The following is a 21875-nucleotide window of genomic DNA, read 5'->3' on the forward strand; positions in this document are numbered from 1 at the left end:
TTAGAGACATTTCCTACGCACTGAAATAGTGCCTCCTACAAATTCCCTCCCGCGAAACATCCTGCAAAAAGCCATCATTTTGCCCTCGCAAACGTTCAACTTCTCCGAAAGTTATACAAATGCGACATCCATGTACGCTCGTACTACTTTTCTGACGCCAACTATCCTTAGCAGTGTTGCATTGGGAACACCCCCTGCATAAGTATCCGCAGGTCGGCTCACGAGGCCACCTCGAATCAGAAAAATGACAACAATGAGGCCACCATGCTCAAACACGCAGTCATTCCGTTCCTGCTCGGCGCAGGCTTGCTGACCGGCGCTCCGCTCGCCCACGCCGCGTCCAACCTGGTGTTCTGCTCCGAAGGCAGCCCCGCCGGCTTCGACCCGGGGCAATACACCACCGGAACCGACTTCGACGCCTCGGCCGAGACCGTGTTCAACCGCCTGACCCAGTTCGAACGTGGCGGTACCGCTGTCATCCCGGGCCTGGCAACCAAATGGGAAGTGTCCGACGACGGCAAGACCTATACCTTCCACCTGCGCGAAGGGGTCAAATTCCACACCACCGACTACTTCAAGCCAAGCCGCGAATTCAACGCAGACGACGTGCTGTTCACCTTCAATCGCATGCTCGACAAGAACCACCCCTTCCGTAAGGCCTACCCCACTGAATTCCCCTACTTCACCGACATGGGCATGGACAACAACATCGCCAAGGTGGAGAAACTCGATGAACACACCGTCAAGTTCACCCTCAACCAGGTGGACGCCGCGTTCATCCAGAACCTGGCCATGAGCTTTGCCTCCGTGCAGTCGGCCGAGTACGCCGACCAGTTGCTCAAAGAAGGCAAGGCTGCAGACATCAACCAGAAACCGATCGGCACCGGCCCCTTCGTGTTCAGCAAGTACCAGAAAGACGCCCAGATCCGCTTCAAGGGCAACAAGGACTACTGGAAACCAGAAGATGTGAAGATCGACAACCTGATCTTCGCCATCACCACCGACGCCTCGGTGCGCATGCAGAAGCTGAAGAAGAACGAGTGCCAGGTGACCTTGTTCCCACGCCCTGCCGATATCGAGCCGCTCAAGGCCAACGATAAGCTGCAGATGCCGCACCAGGCCGGGTTCAACCTGGGGTACATCGCCTACAACGTGATGGACAAGCTCAAGGGCAGTGACCAACCCAACCCGCTGGCTCAACTGAAGGTGCGCCAGGCACTGGACATGGCCGTCGACAAGCAGAAGATCATCGAGTCGGTGTACCAGGGCGCCGGTCAGCTCGCCGTCAATGCCATGCCGCCGACCCAGTGGTCCTACGACGACAGCATCAAAGACGTACCGTACGACCCGGAAAAGGCCAAGCAACTGCTCAAGGAAGCCGGGATCAAGGAAGGTACCGAAATCAGCCTGTGGGCCATGCCGGTGCAGCGCCCGTACAACCCCAACGCCAAGCTGATGGCCGAGATGCTGCAGGCTGACTGGAGCAAGGTCGGCATCAAGGCGAAAATCGTCAGTTACGAATGGGGCGAGTACATCAAGCGCTCCAAAGGCGGCGAACAAGGCGCCATGCTGATCGGCTGGAGCGGCGACAACGGTGACCCGGACAACTGGCTAGGCACCCTGTATGGCTGCGATGCGGTCGACGGCAACAACTTCTCCAAGTGGTGCTACAAGCCCTACGACGACCTGATCAAGCAGGCCAAGGCCACGCCTGACCAGGCCAAGCGCACCGAGCTGTATCAGAAAGCGCAACATATCCTCAAAGAGCAGGTGCCGATCACGCCGATCGCCCACTCCACGGTCTACCAGCCGATGAGTGCCAAGGTTAAGGACTTCAAGATCAGCCCGTTCGCACTGAACTCCTTCTACGGCGTCAGCGTGGAGAAATAGCGCCGGGCACTCGCAGCACCCTCGCCCACTTCTACTGTTCACACTCACCCCGGCGCTACCCGCGCCGGGGTTGGGGGCCTGTTGCCGCATTTCGTATCCCGAAGCGGCAAAAACAGACGGAAAAAAGGATTTGCCATGCGCCATACCTCACTGGTTTCCACACTGCTCGCCTTGGGCCTGCTAAGCCAGGCGCCGGCCCTTCAGGCCGCTAACCTGGTGTTCTGCTCCGAGGGCAGCCCGGCTGGGTTCGACACCGCTCAATACACCACTGCCACCGACAACGATGCGGCAGAACCGATCTACAACCGCCTGGTGGAATTCGAACGCGGCGGTACCGCTGTGCACCCCGCCTTGGCAACCAAGTGGGAAGTATCCGATGACGGCCTGCGCTACACCTTCCACCTGCGCGAAGGGGTGAAATTCCACGCCAACAAGGCATTCACACCCAGCCGCGACTTCAACGCCGATGACGTGCTGTTCACCTTCAACCGCATGCTCGACCGCGAGCACCCGTTCCGCCAGGCCTACCCCACCGAGTTCCCCTACTTCGTCAGCATGGGCCTGGACAAGAACATCGCCGGCATCGAAAAGACCGGCCCGATGACCGTGGTGTTCACCCTCAACAAGGTCGATGCCGCTTTCGTGCAGAACCTGGCGATGAGTTTCGCGTCGGTGCTTTCGGCTGAATATGCCGAGTATCTTTTGGCGAACGGGCGCCCCAGCGACATCAACCAGCAGCCCATCGGCACCGGCCCGTTCGTGTTCCAGCGTTACCAGAAGGATTCGCAGATCCGTTTCAAAGGCAACAAGCACTACTGGGCCCCGGATGAGGTGAAGCTCGACAACCTGGTGTTTTCGATCAACACCGACCCCTCGGTGCGCATCCAGAAGCTGCGCCGCGGCGAATGCCAGGTCACCCTGCACCCACGCCCGGCCGACCTGCCAGCACTCAAGCACGACAGCAAGCTGCAGGTGCTGCAACAACCAGGTTTCAACCTCGGCTATATCGCTTACAACACCCAGCACCCACCGTTCGATCGCCTGGAGGTACGCCAGGCCCTGGACATGGCAGTGAACAAGCAAGAGATCCTGCAAGCGGTGTATCAGGAGTCCGGCCAACGCGCAGTCAACGCCATGCCACCGACCCAATGGTCTTACGACGACAGCGTCAAGGACGCCCCCTACGACCCTGAAAAAGCCCGCCAGTTGCTCAAGCAGGCCGGGGTCAAGGAAGGCACCGAAGTCACCCTGTGGGCCATGCCCGTGCAGCGCCCGTACAACCCCAACGCCAAGCTCATGGCCGAGATGCTTCAGGCCGACTGGAGCAAGCTCGGCTTGAAGGTGCGCATCGTCAGTTATGAATGGGGCGAGTACATCAAGCGCATGAAAAGCGGCGAGCACGACATCGCCCTGATCGGCTGGACCGGAGACAACGGCGACCCGGATAACTGGCTGGGCACCCTCTACAGCTGCGATGCCATCGGCAGCAACAACTACTCGCAGTGGTGCGACCCGCAGTACGACAGCCTGGTCAGGCAGGCCAAGCAGGTAACCGACCGTGAGCAGCGCACGGTGCTGTACCAGCAAGCCCAGCAACGCCTCAAACAGCAGGTGCCGATCACCCCGGTGGCGCACTCCACCGTGAACCAGCCGCTCAGCGTCAAGGTGGCCGGGTTCAAGGTCAGCCCCTTTGGCCGCAACGACTTTTCCGGAGTGAGCGTCGATTGAACGCTAGCCGGTAACGGCCCTTTCGCCGGCAAGTCGGCTCCCACACACCTTGCACCAGGCCGGGGATCTCTAGCGATCCCCGTGGGATCCGGCTTGCCGGCCAACGGGCCAGCACTGGCCATACACCTCCACCCGATTGGCCCGGCAACCCCGGGCAACCCAGGCAACACCGTAACAACCCGGCCCACAAGGCCAGGCAATAACTAAAAGAACAGAAAGGGAGCTTTCAACTTGAGACTATTCACGCTTACCGCACTGGCATTATCCATCGCCACCTTCAGCGCCGTGGCCCAGGCCGACACCCAAAGCCAGGACTACGTACCGTTCAGCCTCAAAGGCACCAGCGAACAGGATGAGGCCAAAGGTTTCATCGACGGCCAGAGCCTGTCCGGCAGTACCCGCAACTGGTACGCCCGCGAACGCGCCACCCGCGCACCGTTGTTCAAGTACTACAAAAGCGACGGCACACGCCACGACAGTCACAGCCGCGACAACTGGCTGCAGGGCACCATCCTCAACTACAGCTCGGGCTTCACCCAAGGCACCGTAGGCTTTGCCGTGGAAGCAGCCGGCTACAACGCCATCGCCCTGGAGCAAGGCCGTGCCGCAGTCGCCGGGCCGAACAACCGTACCCTGACCCATAGCGATGGCGACCCCATCGGGCAGTGGAGCAAGATGGGCCTGGCCAACGTCAAGGCCCGGGTGTCCAACACCACCCTCACCGTCGGCCGCCAGTCGGTGGACACGCCCATGATCGCTTACATCGGCAACCGCGCCCTGCCCTCAAGCTTCCAGGGCGCATTCCTGCACAGTGCCGAGTTCGACAACCTGTCATTCGACCTGGGCACCTTCGACCGCGTCTCGCCGCGTACCGAACAGAGCCTGAGCAAGTTCCGCAGCGAGTATGGCGCCGCTGGCGTGGAAACCGACCGTGCCAGTACCGCGGGGGTCAACTACCAGCCGCTCAAGAGCCTGACCACCAGCCTGTACGCCACCAAGGTCGACGACTTCTGGAACCAGTACTACTTCGGCGCCAGCCACGTGCTGGGCGATAGCGCGGTGCTGAGCCTGACCACCGGCCTGAACTACTACAAGACCGTGGACGCAGGCAGCCAGAAGATGGGCGATATCGACAACGACACCTACAGCCTGTCGTTCGGCCTGACCCACCAGGCCCACACCCTCAGCGCTTCGTGGCAGCAGGTCAACGGTAACGAGTACTTCGACTACCTGCACGAAACCAACGGTATCTACCTGGCCAACTCCCTGCTCTCGGACTTCAACGGCCCGAACGAGAAATCCCTGCAGATTTCCTACGTGCTGAACATGGCGCCGTACGGCGTGCCGGGTCTGAAGTTCAACCTGTACAACGCCCGCGGCTGGGGCATCGATGGCACCCACTACCGCGGCACGGCCTATGACGTGAACGGCCTGGATGGCGAAACCCACTATGAGTGGGGTATCGGCACCAGCTACGCGGTGCAGAGCGGGCCGCTGAAAGACACCAGCATCCGCGCTACCTACACCGCGCATCGCGCCAGCAAGGCACAGGCCGATGGCAGCCTGGACGAGTTGCGCGTGGTGACCACCATTCCGTTCAACATTCTCTGACCACGTGCGCCCAGGCCCGCTTCATCGCGGGCCTGGGCGGCTACGCTGGAATCATTGCAAGCAAGGAGGACACATGACATCGCTACCGCTCCGCGCTGCCCTGGCAGCAGTCATCCTGGGCGCCGCCAGCAACCTGGCGGCCAAACCGCTGGTGGTGTGCACCGAAGCCAGCCCGGAAGGCTTCGACATCGTTCAATACACCACGGCGGTCACTGCCGATGCCTCGGCTGAGACGGTGTTCAACCGCCTGGTCGACTTCAAGCCCGGCACCACCGACATCCAGCCAGCCCTGGCCGAACGCTGGGACATCTCGGCCGATGGCCTGACCTACACCTTCCACCTGCGCCAAGGGGTGAAGTTCCACACCACCGACTACTTCAAGCCTACCCGCGATTTCAATGCCGACGACGTGCTGTGGAGCCTGCGCCGTCAGCTCGACCCCAACCACCCGTGGCACGACAAGACCAGCGTCGGCTACCCGTATTTCGAGAGCATGGCCTTCAAGGACCTGCTCAAATCGGTGGACAAGACCGACGACCACACTGTGGTCATCACCCTGACCCGCCCGCAAGCACCGTTCCTGCGTGACATGGCCATGGCCTTCACCTCGATCTACTCCGCCGAATACGGCGACCAGTTGCTCCAGGCCGGCAAGACCGGCGACCTCAACAGCAAGCCGGTTGGCACGGGCGCGTTCATCTTCCAGCGCTACAACAAGGACGCCCAGGTGCGCTTCAAGGCCAACCCGGACTACTTCCGCGGCAAACCGCCGGCCGACACGCTGATCTTCGCCATCGCCACCGACAACAACGTGCGCCTGCAGAAGCTGCGCGCCAACGAATGCCAGGTGGCCCTGTACCCGAAGCCGGACGACGTGCCATCGATCAAGGCGGACCCCGCGCTGAAGGTCGCCGAGATCGAGGCCCTGGTCACCGGCTACATCGCCATGAACACCGAGCACAAATACCTCAGCGACGTGCGCGTGCGCAAAGCCATCAACATGGCCTTCGACCGCCAGACCCACGTCGACCAGCTGTTCGGCAAGGGCAATGCGCTGGTGGGCGTAAACCCTTACCCACCGACCATGATCGGCTACAACAATGACAACCAGAACCCACCCCGTGACCTGGCCAAGGCCCGTGAGTTGCTCCAGCAAGCCGGCGTGCCGCAAGGCACGGTCATCACCCTGTTCACCCGCAACGGCGGCGGCCCGACCAACCCCAACCCGCGGCTGTCGGCGGAAATGCTCCAGTCCGACCTCGCCAAAATCGGCCTGAAGCTGGACATCCGTGTGATGGAGTGGGCCGAGATGCTGCGCCGTGCGAAAAACGGCGAGGCCGACCTGGTCTCCACTGGCTGGGCCGGTGACAACGGCGACCCGGACAATTTCCTCAGCCCCCTGCTCAGCTGCGAGGCTGCCAAAAGTGGCGAGAACTACGCCCGCTGGTGCAACTCGAAGTTTCAGGACCTGATCACCCGTGCCCGTGAGGTGATCGACAATGACGAGCGTGCCAGGCTCTATGCCGAGGCATTGAAGGTGTACGATGACGATCAGCCCTGGATCAGCATGGCGCACCCGAAGATGTTCACTGCCATGCGTGACAACGTGGAGGGTTATGTGATCAACCCTCTGACCAACAACAACTTCGCCACCACCAAGGTGAAGTAGAACAACAACGACCGCCGGCAACCCACACGGGCACCGGCGGCACCGCCGTACAACGGCTGATGAGGTAACCCTGACAATGTTGAGTTTTATTGCCCGGCGCCTGGGCCTGCTGATACCGACGTTTTTCGGCATCACCTTGCTGACCTTCGCGCTCATACGCCTGATCCCCGGCGACCCGGTGGAAGTGATGATGGGCGAGCGCAGAGTCGACCCCGAAATGCATGCCCAGGCCATGGAGCGCCTGGGCCTGAACAAGCCACTGCCAGCACAGTACCTGGATTACGTGGGCAAGCTCGCCCAGGGGGACCTTGGCGAGTCGCTGCGCACCCGTGAAAGCGTGTGGCGCGAGTTCCTCACCCTGTTCCCCGCCACCCTGGAACTGGCCCTCGCCGCGCTGCTGTTCGCCGGCATCGTCGGCCTGCTGGCCGGCGTGATCGCTGCGCTCAAGCGGGGCTCGCTGTTCGATCATGGGGTCATGGGTATCTCCCTGGCCGGCTATTCGATGCCGATTTTCTGGTGGGGCCTGATCCTGATCATGTTCTTCTCGGTGAGCCTGGGCTGGACGCCGGTCTCCGGGCGTATCGACCTGCTGTACGACATCGAGCCGAAAACTGGCTTCATGCTCATCGATACCCTGCTCAGTGACGAAGAAGGCGCGTTCAAGGATGCGGTGATGCACCTGATCCTGCCAGCCATCGTCCTCGGCACCATCCCCTTGGCGGTGATCGCCCGCATGACCCGCTCGTCCATGCTCGAAGTGCTGCGCGAAGACTACATCCGCACCGCGCGCGCCAAAGGCCTGTCGCCAGCCCGGGTGGTGTTCGTGCACGGCCTGCGCAATGCGCTGATCCCGGTGCTGACCGTGTTCGGCCTGCAGGTGGGCACGCTGCTGGCCGGTGCGGTGCTGACCGAAACCATCTTTTCCTGGCCGGGCATCGGCAAGTGGCTGATCGAAGCCATCGGCGCCCGTGACTATCCCGTGGTCCAGAACGGCATCTTGTTGATCGCCTGCCTGGTGATCCTGGTCAACTTCGTCGTGGACATCCTCTACGGCCTGGCCAACCCACGCATCCGTCATCAGCGCTGAGGCCTTCGTCATGACTAGCCCGATTCCCAATTCCGTGACACCGGCCAGCCCGGTGGACCAAAGCCTGCTCTACCCCTCGCCCTACAAAGAATTCTGGCATGCCTTCTCGCGCAACAAAGGTGCGGTGATGGGCCTGGCCTTCATGTGTGTGGTGGTGTTCTGCGCGCTGTTCGCGCCGTGGGTAGCGCCGCATGACCCGAGCGAACAGTACCGTGACTTCCTGCTGACCCCGCCGGTATGGCTGGAAGGCGGTACCTGGCAATTCATCCTCGGCACCGACGAACTGGGCCGTGACATGCTCTCGCGGCTGATCCAGGGCGCCCGGCTGTCGTTGCTGATCGGCCTGTCGTCGGTGGTGATGTCGCTGATCCCGGGCATCCTGCTGGGCCTGTTTGCCGGCTTCTTCCCGCGCTTGCTCGGCCCGTCGATCATGCGCCTGATGGACGTGATGCTGGCCCTGCCGTCGCTGCTGCTGGCCGTGGCGATCGTCGCCATCCTCGGCCCTGGCCTGATCAACACCGTGATCGCCATCGCCATCGTCTCGCTGCCGTCCTACGTGCGCCTGACCCGTGCTGCCGTGATGGGCGAACTGAACCGCGACTACGTGACCGCCGCGCGCCTGGCTGGCGCAGGGTTGCCACGGCTGATGTTCGTCACCGTGCTGCCCAACTGCATGGCGCCGCTGATCGTGCAGGCGACCTTGAGCTTTTCCTCGGCCATCCTCGACGCCGCTGCGCTGGGCTTCCTGGGCCTGGGTGTACAACCCCCGACCCCGGAGTGGGGCACCATGCTGGCTTCGGCCCGGGACTACATCGAGCGCGCCTGGTGGGTAGTGAGCCTGCCTGGCCTGACCATCCTGCTCAGTGTGCTGGCAATCAACCTGATGGGCGACGGCCTGCGCGATGCGCTGGACCCGAAACTCAAGAACGCCGCCTGAGGAGAACGCCATGCTACTTTTACAAATCGACAACCTCAACGTGCGCTTCGGCGATGCCAATGCGGTGCCCGTGGTGGACGGCCTTGACCTGATGGTCGACGCCGGCGAAATCCTGGCGATCGTCGGTGAGTCCGGCTCGGGCAAATCGGTCACCATGATGGCCCTGATGGGCCTGATCGATGCCCCCGGGCGCATCACCGCCGACGCCCTGACATTCGACGGCACCGACATGCTCAAGCTCAGCGGCCGTCAGCGGCGCAAGGTGGTGGGCAAGGACATCGCCATGGTCTTCCAGGACCCGATGACCGCGCTCAACCCCAGCTACACCGTAGGCTTCCAGATCGAGGAAGTGCTGCGACAGCACCTGGGCCTGAAGGGCAAGGCTGCGCGCCAGCGTGCGCTGGAGCTTTTGAAGAAGGTCGAGATCCCGGCCGCCGAAAGCCGCCTGGACGCTTACCCGCACCAACTGTCCGGTGGCATGAGCCAGCGGGTGGCGATTGCCATGGCCATTGCAGGCGAGCCGAAGCTGCTGATCGCCGACGAGCCGACCACGGCGCTGGACGTGACCATCCAGGCGCAGATCATGGAACTGCTGGTCAACCTGCAGCAAGAGCGCAACATGGCGCTCATCCTGATCACCCATGACCTGGCCGTGGTCGCCGAAACCGCCAAGCGCGTCTGCGTCATGTACGCCGGCCAAGCCGTGGAAGTGGGCCAGGTGCCTGAGCTGTTCGACGTGCCCGCGCACCCCTACAGCGAAGCGCTGCTGGCGGCGATCCCTGAACACAGCATCGGCGCCGAACGCCTGGCCACGCTGCCCGGCATCGTCCCCGGCCGTTACGACCGCCCGGCCGGCTGCCTGCTGTCGCCACGCTGCCCGTACGTGCAGGACAACTGCCGGCGCCAACGCCCGCCCCTTGACCCTCAGGCCCATAGCCTGGTGCGTTGCTTCTACCCGCTGAACCAGGAGGTGGCGTGATGAGCGTCGTTCTAACCGCTCGGGAGCTGACCCGGCATTACGAAGTGTCCCGCGGGCTATTCAAAGGCCACGCCCTGGTACGCGCACTCAATGGTGTGTCATTCGAACTGGAAGCCGGCAAGACGCTGGCCGTGGTGGGTGAGTCCGGTTGTGGCAAGTCCACGCTGGCGCGCGCACTGACATTGATCGAAGAGCCCTCCTCCGGCTCCTTGCAGATCGACGGCACCGAGGTCAAAGGCGCCAGCAAAAGCGAGCGAAAGCAGTTACGCCGCGACGTCCAGATGGTGTTCCAGAGCCCCTATGCCTCGCTCAACCCACGGCAGAAAATCGGCGATCAGTTGGCCGAGCCGCTGCTGATCAACACCTCGTTGAGCAAGGCCGAGCGCCGCGAAAAAGTGCAGAAGATGATGGAGCAGGTGGGCTTGCGGCCTGAGCACTACCAGCGCTACCCGCACATGTTCTCGGGCGGCCAGCGCCAGCGCATCGCCCTGGCCCGGGCGATGATGCTGCAACCCAAGGTGCTGGTGGCCGACGAACCGACCTCTGCGCTGGACGTATCGATCCAGGCGCAGGTGTTGAACTTGTTCATGGACCTGCAGAAGGAGTTCACCACCGCCTACGTCTTCATCTCGCACAACCTGGCGGTGGTGCGGCATGTGGCGGACCAGGTGCTGGTGATGTACCTGGGGCGGCCGGCAGAGATGGGGCCGAAGGAAGATATCTACGAAAAGCCGCTGCACCCCTACACCCAGGCACTGCTTTCCGCGACACCGGCGATTCACCCGGACCCGTTGAAGCCGAAGATCCGCATTGCCGGTGAGCTGCCCAATCCGCTCAATCCCCCGGATGGGTGCGCATTTCATAAACGCTGCCCGTATGCGACCGAGCGGTGTGGCAAGGAAGAGCCAGCGTTTCGGCAGGTGGGGAGCCGGCAGGTGGCGTGTCATTATGCCGAGCAGTTTCTTTGAAGGGGCTTAGCTTCCATCGCAGGCAAGCCAGCTCCAGATAGTGCACTGCTTCTTCAACAGCGCTGAACCTGGAGCTGGCTTTCCGGCGATGGGCCGCACTGCGGCCCCTAATCCCTCAATGCATGAATATCGCGATCAGAATGATCACCGGAATCGGTACCCCAAGCATCCACAGCAGTATCGAGCGCATGGTAATTCTCCTTGTTTAACGTTGAACGGTGCGGTGTGGAACGTAGTCGCCCTCAACCCACTGCACCCGGTCACGCAGACGACCGCCATACAAGGCAGCCAAGCTGGCGAAGAAGGCCCCACACAGCAACGCGACGAAGGTCCACAGCGCTGTCCAGGCAGCGACCTTGGCGGCGGTGTCGGCTGCTTGTTTGGCATCGGTCTTCAGTTGTTGTACCTGGGCCATCACCTGGTCCACGCGCGCTTCAGCTTCGGCCTGGCTCAGGCGGGTACGCTGTGCGACCAACTGTGCCAGGTAGGCGCGGTCCTCGGCGGGCAACGCGCCGTCTCCTGCAATACCCTTAGCCAGAATGCGGGCCGCTACGCCATTTGCAGCATCCTCGCTGACCGGCGCCGGGCCGTCGCCACGGAACAGGCTATCGACGAAGTAGCCCATCGAGTCATTGTCGTTACTGGTGGCCGACGAAGCACCTGCGGCGGCAGATACGGTGGCCGCCTGGGAAGCCGCACTGGCACCTGCGCCCACCAGGTTACCGGCAGCACCCAGTATCAGCATCGCTGCTACCAAAGTGGCCACCGCCCAGGATAGGAAGCCATGCGCGGTATCACGGAAGTACACTTCATCGCCGTGCAAGTTTGCCCACTTCACACGCAGCCGACCCGCGATGTAACCGCCAAGGCCTGAAGCAATGATCTGGGTCACCAGCAGCCATACGATGGTCGAAACGCCCAGCGCTTTTGCACTCGCGCCTTCGTCAGCCCACGGCGAGGTGGCCGCAAAGCCAAGGCCGGCGCCCAGTACCACAAGTATCAGGGACACCGACGCAGCGGCGGCCGCGCCAGCGAAGATCGCCGCCCAGGAAACACCTGAGCGGCTTTGCGTATCTACAACGGGATAGTCGGCAGGGGTGATCATGATGTGTGCGCCTTTATGTTGTTAGCGAAAATTCCATTCGCGCATTAACCATTGCAGCGGCTGTGCCAGTTGTGTCAAAAAATGACATGTAGCCAAATCAATGGCTTAGCTCAAGCGCGCGTCCTAGGACCGTGCAAAACACCCGAATCGAGGCACGCGACTCAGGGTTTATGCAACGCTCGCGAAGGCCGGCCCTACGCATCCCAGGGCCCACAGGCTTGCCTGCTTGCCCCCTCCCCGGCACTATCAACCCATGACCCCAATCCTCCTTGCCGACGGCCCTGAGCAAACGCCCATCACCGCCGAAACCGTCCTGCGCTATCACCTGTGCTGGAAGCACCGCGACCTCGACGGGGTGATTGCGCTGTATCACCCGGACGTGCAGTACCACGACTTCTTCCAGAACCGCGTACTCGGTTACGACGCGTTGCGTGACTACGTCCGCGCCAGCCTGCCCCACGAGGCTGGCGAGGACATCGTCCATGGTGACCGCATCCGCGTAGACGGCAGCACGGCATTCATCCAGTACCAGGTCACGGTACAGGGCGGTGAAGGCTTGGTGGCCTTTCAGTCCAGCGAAGCGATCACGGTCAAGGACGGGCTGATCTGGCGGGTCAATGAGTACGCCACCCTGGTGCGCCATGGCAACGCTGCCACGGTCAGCCATGGCCCGCGCCCGGCGACCAGCCGCCTGGGCCTGTCACCGCGGCAGCTGTCGACCATGGCCCAGGACCTGGAGCACTACTTCCAGCGCCAGCGCCCCTACCTTGACCCGGACCTGGACCTGCAACAGGTCGCCGACGCCAGCGGCTACAGCCGCAACCAGATCTCCTACCTGCTCAACCAGGTGCTGGGGCAGAGCTTCTACCGCTACGTCAACCAGGCCCGGCTGCAGCACCTGATGGCCAGCCTGGATGACGCAAGCGTCGAGGCGCCGATCGACGACCTGGCGTTCAGCGCGGGCTTCAACTCCCTGTCGGCGTTCTACAAGTGCTTCCGCGAACATACCGGGCTTACGCCCAAGGCCTATCTGAAGCAAATTTCCCTGCGTGCACGCACGTAAGACAGCCATCCCCCAACGCCACTAGGATCGCCCACAGACCTTGACGGATGTGGAGCCGAACCCGATGCAACCTTTGCGCACGCTCAGCCTGTGGATGGACCAGCTCGAAGAGCCGCTGTGCGCCCGCCCCGCCCTGCGCGAAGACCTCGACGTCGATGTGTGCATCATCGGCGCTGGCTACACCGGGCTGTGGACCGCCTACTACCTCAAGCGCCAGGCGCCACAGCTGAACATCGCCGTGATCGAGGCCAACATTGCCGGCTTTGGCGCCTCTGGGCGCAATGGCGGCTGGCTGATGGGCAACATGCTCGGTGAAGACCGCCTGCTCGCCACCCTGTCGCCGCAACAACGCCGCGCCAGCATCGACCTGCTGCATGGCATCCCCGACGAAGTCCACAGCGTGCTGCAACGCGAAGGCATCGATTGCGACTACCGCAAAGGCGGCGTGCTGTATTGTGCGGCGCGCTACCCGGAACAGGAGCGCAGCCTGCGTGCGTACCTCGATGACCTTTACCGCCAAGGCATGACCGAGGATGACTACCGCTGGCTGCGCCCCGAGCAACTGGACCTGCAGCTGCGCGTGAGCAACGCCTACGGCGCGATCTACAGCCCGCATACCGCGACCATCCAACCGGCCAAGCTGGTGCGTGGCCTGGCCCGGGCGGTGGAAGCGCTGGGCGTGCCGATCTACGAAAACACCCCCGCCGTCGACTGGCAGCCCGGTGAGGTCCGTGCCCCCCTGGCGCGCATCCGCTGCCAGTGGATGGTCCCTGCTGTGGAGGGCTACGCTGCCAGCCTACCACCGCTGGGCAAGCATCAACTGCCGGTGCAGAGCCTGCTGGTAGCCACCGAGCCATTGCCCGAATCGACCTGGGAGCAGATCGGCCTGTCACAGGGCCAGGCCTTCAGCGAAAGCAGCCGCCAGGTCACCTACGGCCAGCGTACCGCCGACAACCGCCTGGTATTCGGCGCCCGCGGTGGCTACCGCTTCGGTGGCAGGCTGCGTGAAGACTTCACCCTGACTGAGGCCGAAGTCGAACTGCGCCGCTACCTGTTCAGCGAGCTGTTCCCCCAACTCAAGCATGTGCGTATCACCCATTCGTGGGGTGGCAACCTGGGCATGGCCCGGCGCTTCCGCCCGCACATGCTGTGTGACCGCCAGCGCGGCATTGCCCTGTCCGGCGGTTATGGCGGAGAAGGTGTCGGCGCCACCAACCTCGGTGGGCGCACCTTGGCCGCGCTGATCCTCAACCAGCACAACGAGCTGACCGGACAACCCTGGGTACTCGACAACCGTCCGCTGTCGAGCCTGGCCAGCTGGCCGCCCGAACCCTGCCGCTGGCTGGGCTACAACGCGATCATCCAGAGCTTCGTGCACGAAGACCGAACCCTCGCCAACCCCGCCACAGTGCCATGGCGGCGGCGCCTGGCCAGCTCGCTGGCGGACTTCATGGAAGGCTTCATGCGCTGACTTTCCTTTCACCCACACAGGATCCAACGGTAATGAGCATCACCCAGTTCAAACACACCGAAAGCGCCGTGCTGGACAGCTCCAACCCGGTTGCGGTGCCGCTTGGCGAACCCGTGGCAGTGACCTCGGTCACCTGCGTGGAGCGCAGCGATGGCGTGGAAACCGGCATCTGGGAATGCACGCCCGGGCGCTGGCGGCGGCAGATCGCGCAACAGGAGTTCTGCCACTTCATCAAGGGCCGCTGCACGTTCACCCCCGACGGCGGGGAACCCCTTCACATAGAAGCCGGAGACGCACTGATGCTACCGGCCAACAGCATGGGCATCTGGGATATCCAGGAAACCGTGCGCAAGACCTACGTACTCATCTTCTGATCCGCTGATCGCCTGCCTTCGAAAACAACAGACAAAGCAAGGTACTCCCGACATGCGCACCCTTCTCCTCGCTCCACTGATGCTGGCCGCCAGCGTGGCCAATGCCGCCGACTCGGTAAAAATCTACAACTGGTCCAGCTATGTGGCCCCCGACACCTTGCAGAAATTCCAGCAAACCACCGGCATCACCCCGACCTACGACGTGTACGACAGCAACGAAACCCTCGACGGCAAGCTGATGACCGGCAACTCCGGCTACGACGTGGTGTTTCCTTCCAACCACTTCATGGCCCGACAGATTCAGGGCAAGGCGCTGAAGAAGCTGGACAAGTCGCAGCTCCCTGACTGGAAAAACCTCAACCCGGTGCTGCTCAAGGCGCTGGAGGTCAACGACCCTGGCAACCAGTACGGTTTTCCATACCTGTGGGGCAGTACCGGGATCGGCTACAACATCGACAAGGTCAAAGCCGTGCTCGGTGACAACGCCCCGGTGGATTCGTGGGACCTGATCTTCAAGCCCGAGTACATGAGCAAGCTCAAGAGCTGTGGGGTTGCCGTGCTCGACAACGGCCCTGAACTGCTACCCATCGCCCTGCACTACCTGGGGCTGCCGCACCACAGCAAAGACCCGAAGGACTACCAGAAGGCCAAGGACCTGCTGATGACGGTGCGCCCGTACATCAGCTACTTCCATTCCTCCAAGTACACCGGTGACCTGGCCAATGGCGATATCTGCGTGGTTGTAGGGTTCTCGGGTGATGTGCTGCAGGCGAAGAACCGCGCCGATGAAGCCAAGAATGGGGTGAAGGTCGGCTATTCGATCCCCAAGGAGGGCGCGCCGATGTGGTTCGACATGGTTGCCATGCCAGCCGATGCACCGGATGAGAAGGCGGGCTATGCCTACATGAATTACCTGTTGCAGCCGCAGGTGATGGCCAACATCAGTAACCATGTGCAGTACGCCAACGGCAACCTCAAGGCCGACGCCCTGGTGGACCCGAGCCTCAAGGGCAATACCATGATTTATCCGAGCGAAGAGATGATGGGCAAGCTGTACGCGCTGGAGGCGATGCCGGCAAAGATCGACCGCATTCGTACGCGGATCTGGACCAGCATCAAGGCAGGGAACTGACGGCAGCGGCAAGCGGCAAGCTACAAGCGGCAAGCTGCAAGAAAAGCGGGCCAACGCAGGCTCGCTTCCTCTTGCAGCTTGAAGCTTGAAGCTTGAAGCTTGAAGCTTGCCGCTGCCCTTAGTGGTGCTCGCGAGTGGCGCGGAACTTGACGTCCGGCCAGCGCTCTTCCATCAGCGACAGGTTGACCCGGGTCGGGGCCAGGTAGGTCAGGTGACCGCCACCGTCGATCGCCAGGTTTTCCATGGCCTTGACCTGGAAGTCTTCGAGCTTCTTCTTGTCGTCGCAGCTGATCCAGCGTGCCGACCACACGGTGATAGGCTCGTAGGCGCACTCGACCTTGTACTCTTCCTTCAGGCGGCTGGCGACCACGTCGAACTGCAGCACACCGACCGCACCGAGGATGATGTCGTTGCTGCGCTCAGGGAAGAACACCTGGGTCGCACCTTCTTCGGCCAGCTGTTGCAGGCCCTGGCGCAGCTGCTTGGATTTCAGCGGGTCCTTCAGGCGCACGCGGCGGAACAGTTCCGGGGCGAAGTGCGGGATACCGGTGAAGCCCAGCGCCTCGCCTTCGGTGAAGGTGTCGCCGATCTGGATGGTGCCATGGTTGTGCAAGCCGATGATGTCGCCGGCATAGGCTTCTTCGAGCTGCTCGCGCTCGGACGAGAAGAAGGTCAGCGCGTCACCGATACGCAAGTCCTTGCCGGTACGCACGTGACGCATCTTCATGCCCTTCTCGTACTTGCCCGAGCAAATGCGCATGAAGGCGATACGGTCGCGGTGTTTCGGGTCCATGTTCGCCTGGATCTTGAACACGAAGCCGGTGAACTTCTCCTCGACCGGCTCCACGGTCCGCTCGTGGGCTACACGGGCCAGCGGGCGCGGCGCCCAGTCGACAACGGCGTCAAGTACATGGTCGACACCGAAGTTACCCAGCGCAGTACCGAAGAACACCGGCGTCAGCTGGCCATTGATGAACTCGTCCTGATCGAACTCATGGCAGGCGCCCTGCACCAACTCGAGCTGCTCCAGGAAGCGGTCATACTCGTCACCCAGGTGAGCACGGGCTTCATCAGAGTCGAGTTTCTCGATGATCTTCGCCTCGGTACGCTCATGGCCGTGGCCCGGGGTGTAGACAATGATGTAGTCGCCGGCAAGGTGGTACACACCCTTGAAGTCGCGATAGCAACCGATCGGCCAGGTGATCGGCGCCGCCTTGATCTTCAGAACTGCTTCGATCTCGTCGAGCAGTTCGATCGGGTCGCGGATGTCACGGTCGAGTTTGTTGATGAAGCTGACGATGGGCGTGTCGCGCAGGCGGCAGACATCCATCAAGGCGATGGTCCGCGGCTCTACACCTTTACCGCCGTCGAGCACCATCAGCGCCGAGTCCACTGCCGTCAGCGTGCGGTAGGTGTCTTCCGAGAAGTCTTCGTGGCCGGGGGTGTCGAGCAGGTTGATCATGTGCTCGCGGTACGGGAACTGCATCACCGAGGTGGTGATGGAAATACCGCGCTGCTTCTCCATTTCCATCCAGTCGGAGGTGGCGTGGCGGTCGGACTTGCGCGACTTCACGGTACCGGCGACGGCAATGGCCTTGCCCATCAGCAGGAGTTTCTCGGTGATGGTGGTCTTACCGGCGTCGGGGTGGGAAATGATTGCGAAAGTGCGGCGCTTCGCGACTTCGGCGGCCTGGTTGGTCATGGGAAATCGCCTGACTGGGGGATTCAAAAAGGGGCGATATCATACCTGATGTTGGGCAGGGACCAAAATCTGATCCCCGCCGTTGGTCAACGATGCTCGATCGGGCGCGATTTGCCTGGTGCTCAGAAAAGTTGTCCAGCGTCACAGGTGGGGCAGATAGCAGGTAAACCAACGCCTTTAGGCAAGATTCACGTTGTTTTTTAGTACGAAAAAACACTCGCCCCAGTGATTAACACTGGCCAAATGCCGCCCCAGATGGGAACCTTTACGCCCTCGGAGACGTCCACTCCCCTGCAACCCGCTTCGCTTGGGGACTGGTTTGATCAGCATTTTCGGGCCCGACGGGGTTCGGCTCATGGTCTGATTGCTGCCTTGCGCAAGCGTCACGCTGCTAATCGCGAACACACCACTCGCCGCCAGCCATGGCCGGCCATAAAAAGAGTGTGCTCGCCGACAACACAAGGAGTCCACCTGTGGCTACACGCTACGGAAAAGGGCTGTTGGGATGGGCCGCCGTGCTCGTCATCCTGGCCCTGCTGATCCACTGGATCGGCATCGACACGATCGCGCGTTATCGCGATGATCTTGGGTTCTACCTGCAAGCGCACCTGGTATTGGTGCTGGCTTCGATGGCGGCGGCGTTGGCCGTGGGCATCCCCGCCGGCATTGCCTTGAGTCGACCGCACCGGGTCGACAAAGCCGAGCGCTTCATGCAGTTCTTCAACGTTGGCAACACCATTCCCCCTCTGGCCGTTCTGGCCATCGCGCTCAGTGTCCTGGGCATCGGCGCCGGGCCCGCGATCTTCGCGCTGTTCCTCGCCTCCCTCCTGCCAATCGTACGCAACACCTACGAAGGCCTGAAAAACGTCCCCGCCTCGCTCAAGGAAGCCGCCACCGGCATCGGCATGACCCCGCGCCAGCGACTCTGGCAAGTGGAACTGCCCAATGCGGTACCGATCATCGTCGGCGGAGTGCGTGTGGCTCTGGCGCTGAACGTGGGCACTGCGCCTCTGGCGTTCCTGATCGGTGCCAACAGCCTCGGCAGCCTGATCTTCCCCGGCATTGCCCTGAACAACCAGCCACAGCTGCTGCTTGGCGCGGCCTGCACGGCGTTGCTGGCCCTGGCGCTGGATGCCGCGGTGAGTTTCTCCAGCAAGCGCTGGCTGGAACGTGGCCTGGCCCAATAAAAAGAGGGAACGTATGAAGAAGAGAATCGCCTTGCTGCTGGGCGCGGCCCTGCTGTTCGCAGGCTTTGCCCAGGCGGCGGAAAAACCCGTGGTGCGCATCGGCGCACGGGTGTTCACCGAACAGACCGTACTCGCCGAAATCACCGCCCAATACCTGCGCGCCAATGGCTTCGATGTGCGCGTCACCGGTGGCCTTGGCAGCAGCCTCGCGCGCCAGGCCCAGGAGACTGGCCAGCTGGACTTGATGTGGGAGTACACCGGCGTGTCGCTGGTGTCCTACAACCACATCGAGGAGCGCATGCCCAGTGCCGAAGCCACCTACGCCAAGGTCAAAGCGCTGGACGCCAAGAAAGACCTGATCTGGCTGACCCCGACCAAGTTCAGCAACACCTACGCCCTGGGCCTGCCTGAAAAGGTCGCCGAGGCCTACCCACAGATCAACACGATCAGTGACCTCAATCAGGTGCTGCGCGACGAACGCGAGCGCAACCACCTGATCGCCCTGGACACCGAGTTCGCCAACCGCCCCGACGGCCTGGTCGGCCTGAAGGAGATGTACGACCTGCAAGTCGGCCGTGCCAACATCAGGCAGATGGACGCCGGCCTGGTCTATACCGCCATGCACAACAACCAGGTGTTCGCAGGCCTGGTCTACACCACGGACGGCCGCCTGAGTGCGTTCAACCTCAAGCTGCTGGAAGACGACAAGCACTACTTCCCCGACTACACCGCTGCCCCGGTGGTGCGCAAGGCCGTGCTCGACGCCAACCCGCAACTGGTCGCCCTGCTCAAGCCCCTGGCCGAGCAGCTCGATGACCAGACCATGCGCCAGCTCAATGCCAAGGTCGACGTCGAACACCAGAGCCCGACTGCCGTGGCGGCAGCATTCCTGCGTGAGCACCCACTCAAGGAGGTGCAGCCATGAGCCTGCTCGATACGTTCGCCCACCTCGACTGGGCCCTGGTGCTGCAACTGACCTGGCAGCACATCATGCTGGTCGGCATTGCCGTTGGCCTGGCAATCCTGGTCGGCGTGCCGCTGGGCATCCTGATGACCCGCTTCCCGGTGGTGGCCGGCCCACTGCAGGCCAGCGCCACAGTGCTGCTGACCATCCCGTCGATTGCCCTGTTCGGCCTGCTGCTGCCGTTCTACTCCAAGTTCGGCCAGGGCCTGGGGCCATTGCCTGCGATCACCGCGGTGTTCCTTTATTCACTGCTGCCCATCCTGCGCAACACCTATCTGGCCCTGACCAACGTCGAGCCCGGCATCCGTGAAGCCGCACGCGGTATCGGCATGACCTTCGGCCAGCGCCTGCGCATGGTCGAGCTACCGATTGCCGTGCCCGTCATCCTCGCCGGCGTGCGCACTGCCGTGGTGATGAACATCGGCGTGATGACCATCGCCGCGACCATCGGTGCCGGTGGCCTGGGCGTGCTCATCCTCACCTCCATCAGCCGTAGCGACATGTCGATGCTGCTGGTTGGCGCCGTACTGGTCAGCCTGCTGGCAATCATCGCCGACCTGCTCCTGCAAACCCTGCAACGTGCCCTGACTCCAGAAGGACTGCGCTCATGATCGAACTCAAGAACCTCAGCAAAACCTTCAACGTCAACGGCAAGGACGTCAAAGCCGTCGAGGCGGTCAGCCTGACCGTCAACGAAGGCGAAATCTGCGTGTTCCTCGGCCCCTCGGGCTGTGGCAAGAGCACCACGCTGAAGATGATCAACCGCCTGATCACGCCAACCTCCGGGCAGGTGTTCATCAATGGCGAAGACACCAGCGGCCTGGACGAAGTGACCTTGCGCCGCCACATCGGCTATGTGATCCAGCAGATCGGCCTGTTCCCCAACATGACCATCGAGGAAAACATCACTGTGGTCCCGCGCCTGCTCGGCTGGGACAAGCAAAAGTGCCACGACCGCGCCCGCGAGCTGATGCACATGATCAAGCTCGAGCCCAAGCAGTATCTGCAACGCTACCCGCGTGAACTGTCCGGTGGCCAGCAACAGCGCATCGGGGTGATCCGTGCGCTGGCCGCAGACGCGCCGGTGCTGTTGATGGACGAGCCGTTCGGCGCCGTCGACCCGATCAACCGCGAAATGATCCAGAACGAGTTCTTCGAGATGCAGCGGGCGCTGAACAAGACCGTGATCATGGTCAGCCACGACATCGACGAAGCGATCAAGCTGGCCGACAAGATTGCCATCTTCCGCGCCGGCAAGTTGCTGCAGCTGGACCACCCGGACACCTTGCTGGCCCACCCGGTCGATGACTTCGTCAGCAACTTCGTGGGCCAGGACAGCACCTTGAAACGCCTGTTGCTGGTGCGCGCCGAAGATGCGGCGGACAACGCCCCTTCGGTAAGTCCACAAACGCCGGTGGGCGATGCGCTGGAGCTGCTGGACGAGCACGATCGCCGCTATGTGGTGGTCACCGATGCGCAGAACAAGGCGCTGGGGTATGTACGCCGGCGCGACATGCACCGCCAGCAAGGTACCTGTGCCGACTTCCTGCGTCAGTTCAATGCAACGGCTTCGCACGATGAGCACCTGCGCATCCTGCTGTCGCGGATGTACGAGTTCAACCGCGCGTGGTTGCCGGTGCTGGATGCCGAGCAGGTGTTCCTGGGCGAGGTGACGCAGGAGTCGATCGCGGCTTACCTGAGCTCGGGGAGATCGCGCGGGGCCAAGACCAGCATCGTGTCACCGGCCGAGGCGGCGGTTTCCTGATCAACGGGGGCGCTTCGCGCCCCAATCGCCGGCAAGCCGGCTCCCACCCTGACCGCGCAATTCTTCAGGGCTGTGCTTTACCTGTGCAAGCAACCGTCTTGCCCATTTTCTAAAAGCCGGCGCAATCCATGTGTGAGCCGGCTTGCCGGCGATTGGGGCGATGGGGATATCGGAACCCTAAACCGGCCTGCCCAAAGGCTCGTCAAAGAAGTGCTTCACCCCCGCCGCCAATCTCAGGTTGAC

The 21875-nt window shown here is 62.4% G+C and carries 18 protein-coding genes; 16 read left to right on the forward strand and 2 right to left on the reverse strand.

Annotated elements, in window-relative coordinates:
* The first annotated feature begins 264 nt into the window (after window positions 1-264).
* The 8 genes from ABRP30_RS23060 to ABRP30_RS23095 all read left to right on the forward strand — a co-directional run bounded on the left by ABRP30_RS23060 (window position 265) and on the right by ABRP30_RS23095 (window position 10869).
* A complete protein-coding gene (locus tag ABRP30_RS23060; RefSeq protein WP_267818539.1) occupies window positions 265-1890 on the forward strand; it encodes an ABC transporter substrate-binding protein in 1626 nt (541 codons plus the stop codon).
* A 135-nt stretch (window positions 1891-2025) separates the two neighbouring features.
* Window positions 2026-3618: an ABC transporter substrate-binding protein gene (locus ABRP30_RS23065; RefSeq protein ID WP_349974802.1), complete on the forward strand. Its 1593-nt coding sequence runs from the start codon at window positions 2026-2028 to the stop codon at window positions 3616-3618.
* A gap of 231 nt (window positions 3619-3849) precedes the next feature.
* Window positions 3850-5229 (forward strand): OprD family porin, encoded by a 1380-nt coding sequence (locus ABRP30_RS23070; RefSeq protein ID WP_349974803.1) that lies wholly within the window; start codon window positions 3850-3852, stop codon window positions 5227-5229.
* Between the two features lie 73 nt (window positions 5230-5302).
* The gene (locus ABRP30_RS23075) at window positions 5303-6898 is read left to right on the forward strand and encodes an ABC transporter substrate-binding protein (protein ID WP_267818544.1); all 1596 of its coding nucleotides are present in this window, start codon (window positions 5303-5305) and stop codon (window positions 6896-6898) included.
* Window positions 6899-6974: 76 nt separating this feature from the next.
* The gene (locus ABRP30_RS23080; protein ID WP_060480376.1) at window positions 6975-7985 is read left to right on the forward strand and encodes an ABC transporter permease subunit; all 1011 of its coding nucleotides are present in this window, start codon (window positions 6975-6977) and stop codon (window positions 7983-7985) included.
* 10 nt (window positions 7986-7995) lie between these two features.
* On the forward strand, window positions 7996-8922 hold the full coding sequence (locus ABRP30_RS23085; RefSeq protein WP_241804208.1) for an ABC transporter permease subunit: 927 nt from the start codon (window positions 7996-7998) through the stop codon (window positions 8920-8922).
* 10 nt (window positions 8923-8932) lie between these two features.
* The gene (locus ABRP30_RS23090) at window positions 8933-9901 is read left to right on the forward strand and encodes an ABC transporter ATP-binding protein (protein WP_349974804.1); all 969 of its coding nucleotides are present in this window, start codon (window positions 8933-8935) and stop codon (window positions 9899-9901) included.
* Window positions 9901-10869: a peptide ABC transporter ATP-binding protein gene (locus tag ABRP30_RS23095; RefSeq protein WP_349974805.1), complete on the forward strand. Its 969-nt coding sequence runs from the start codon at window positions 9901-9903 to the stop codon at window positions 10867-10869. The genes ABRP30_RS23090 and ABRP30_RS23095 overlap by 1 nt, the downstream gene beginning before the upstream one ends.
* Before the next feature lie 205 nt (window positions 10870-11074).
* Here the strand turns inward: ABRP30_RS23095 and ABRP30_RS23100 are convergent, their stop codons facing one another.
* Window positions 11075-11974 (reverse strand): hypothetical protein, encoded by a 900-nt coding sequence (locus ABRP30_RS23100; protein ID WP_349974806.1) that lies wholly within the window; start codon window positions 11972-11974, stop codon window positions 11075-11077.
* Between the two features lie 253 nt (window positions 11975-12227).
* Here ABRP30_RS23100 and ABRP30_RS23105 point away from each other — a divergent pair, with 253 nt between their 5' ends.
* The 4 genes from ABRP30_RS23105 (at window position 12228) to ABRP30_RS23120 (ending at window position 16014) form a co-directional block, all read left to right on the forward strand.
* Window positions 12228-13037 carry a nuclear transport factor 2 family protein gene (locus ABRP30_RS23105; protein ID WP_349974807.1) on the forward strand — a complete coding sequence of 270 codons (810 nt, stop codon included), beginning with the start codon at window positions 12228-12230 and terminating at the stop codon, window positions 13035-13037.
* A gap of 64 nt (window positions 13038-13101) precedes the next feature.
* Window positions 13102-14508: an FAD-dependent oxidoreductase gene (locus ABRP30_RS23110; RefSeq protein ID WP_349974808.1), complete on the forward strand. Its 1407-nt coding sequence runs from the start codon at window positions 13102-13104 to the stop codon at window positions 14506-14508.
* Window positions 14509-14540: 32 nt separating this feature from the next.
* Entirely contained in the window at window positions 14541-14882 is a 342-nt protein-coding gene (locus ABRP30_RS23115; RefSeq protein ID WP_349974809.1) for a cupin domain-containing protein, read from the forward strand.
* Between the two features lie 52 nt (window positions 14883-14934).
* Complete coding sequence (locus tag ABRP30_RS23120; RefSeq protein ID WP_241804202.1) at window positions 14935-16014, forward strand: polyamine ABC transporter substrate-binding protein; 1080 nt, start codon at window positions 14935-14937, stop codon at window positions 16012-16014.
* A 118-nt stretch (window positions 16015-16132) separates the two neighbouring features.
* Here ABRP30_RS23120 and ABRP30_RS23125 read toward each other — a convergent pair whose 3' ends face one another.
* Window positions 16133-17716 carry a peptide chain release factor 3 gene (locus ABRP30_RS23125; RefSeq protein ID WP_012316117.1) on the reverse strand — a complete coding sequence of 528 codons (1584 nt, stop codon included), beginning with the start codon at window positions 17714-17716 and terminating at the stop codon, window positions 16133-16135.
* A 473-nt stretch (window positions 17717-18189) separates the two neighbouring features.
* On the opposite strand from ABRP30_RS23125, the gene ABRP30_RS23130 reads away from it, so the two are divergent.
* From ABRP30_RS23130 to ABRP30_RS23145, 4 genes are read left to right on the forward strand one after another with little or no spacing between them, the layout of a single operon-like run.
* On the forward strand, window positions 18190-18903 hold the full coding sequence (locus ABRP30_RS23130; protein ID WP_241804200.1) for an ABC transporter permease: 714 nt from the start codon (window positions 18190-18192) through the stop codon (window positions 18901-18903).
* Window positions 18904-18916: 13 nt separating this feature from the next.
* A complete protein-coding gene (locus tag ABRP30_RS23135) occupies window positions 18917-19828 on the forward strand; it encodes a glycine betaine ABC transporter substrate-binding protein (protein ID WP_349974810.1) in 912 nt (303 codons plus the stop codon).
* Window positions 19825-20478, forward strand: coding sequence for an ABC transporter permease (locus tag ABRP30_RS23140; RefSeq protein WP_012316120.1), 654 nt, complete (start codon window positions 19825-19827; stop codon window positions 20476-20478). The genes ABRP30_RS23135 and ABRP30_RS23140 overlap by 4 nt, the downstream gene beginning before the upstream one ends.
* Entirely contained in the window at window positions 20475-21632 is a 1158-nt protein-coding gene (locus tag ABRP30_RS23145) for an ABC transporter ATP-binding protein (protein ID WP_349974811.1), read from the forward strand. Before ABRP30_RS23140 ends, ABRP30_RS23145 begins: the two co-directional genes overlap by 4 nt.
* The last annotated feature ends 243 nt before the right edge of the window (window positions 21633-21875 follow it).

The organism is Pseudomonas sp. WHRI 8519 (assembly GCF_040224055.2).
Classification (GTDB): Bacteria; Pseudomonadota; Gammaproteobacteria; order Pseudomonadales; family Pseudomonadaceae; genus Aquipseudomonas; species Aquipseudomonas putida_X.

What these genes read in the sequence shown, in the direction of transcription:
- ABRP30_RS23060 (WP_267818539.1), top strand. Translation starts at nt 265, where the DNA reads ATGCTCAAACACGCAGTCATTCCGTTCCTGCTCGGCGCAGGCTTGCTG.
- ABRP30_RS23065 (WP_349974802.1), top strand. Translation starts at nt 2,026, where the DNA reads ATGCGCCATACCTCACTGGTTTCCACACTGCTCGCCTTGGGCCTGCTA.
- ABRP30_RS23075 (WP_267818544.1), top strand. Translation starts at nt 5,303, where the DNA reads ATGACATCGCTACCGCTCCGCGCTGCCCTGGCAGCAGTCATCCTGGGC.
- ABRP30_RS23080 (WP_060480376.1), top strand. Translation starts at nt 6,975, where the DNA reads ATGTTGAGTTTTATTGCCCGGCGCCTGGGCCTGCTGATACCGACGTTT.
- ABRP30_RS23085 (WP_241804208.1), top strand. Translation starts at nt 7,996, where the DNA reads ATGACTAGCCCGATTCCCAATTCCGTGACACCGGCCAGCCCGGTGGAC.
- ABRP30_RS23090 (WP_349974804.1), top strand. Translation starts at nt 8,933, where the DNA reads ATGCTACTTTTACAAATCGACAACCTCAACGTGCGCTTCGGCGATGCC.
- ABRP30_RS23095 (WP_349974805.1), top strand. Translation starts at nt 9,901, where the DNA reads ATGAGCGTCGTTCTAACCGCTCGGGAGCTGACCCGGCATTACGAAGTG.
- ABRP30_RS23100 (WP_349974806.1), bottom strand. Translation starts at nt 11,974, where the DNA reads ATGATCACCCCTGCCGACTATCCCGTTGTAGATACGCAAAGCCGCTCA.
- ABRP30_RS23105 (WP_349974807.1), top strand. Translation starts at nt 12,228, where the DNA reads ATGACCCCAATCCTCCTTGCCGACGGCCCTGAGCAAACGCCCATCACC.
- ABRP30_RS23110 (WP_349974808.1), top strand. Translation starts at nt 13,102, where the DNA reads ATGCAACCTTTGCGCACGCTCAGCCTGTGGATGGACCAGCTCGAAGAG.
- ABRP30_RS23115 (WP_349974809.1), top strand. Translation starts at nt 14,541, where the DNA reads ATGAGCATCACCCAGTTCAAACACACCGAAAGCGCCGTGCTGGACAGC.
- ABRP30_RS23120 (WP_241804202.1), top strand. Translation starts at nt 14,935, where the DNA reads ATGCGCACCCTTCTCCTCGCTCCACTGATGCTGGCCGCCAGCGTGGCC.
- ABRP30_RS23125 (WP_012316117.1), bottom strand. Translation starts at nt 17,716, where the DNA reads ATGACCAACCAGGCCGCCGAAGTCGCGAAGCGCCGCACTTTCGCAATC.
- ABRP30_RS23135 (WP_349974810.1), top strand. Translation starts at nt 18,917, where the DNA reads ATGAAGAAGAGAATCGCCTTGCTGCTGGGCGCGGCCCTGCTGTTCGCA.
- ABRP30_RS23140 (WP_012316120.1), top strand. Translation starts at nt 19,825, where the DNA reads ATGAGCCTGCTCGATACGTTCGCCCACCTCGACTGGGCCCTGGTGCTG.
- ABRP30_RS23145 (WP_349974811.1), top strand. Translation starts at nt 20,475, where the DNA reads ATGATCGAACTCAAGAACCTCAGCAAAACCTTCAACGTCAACGGCAAG.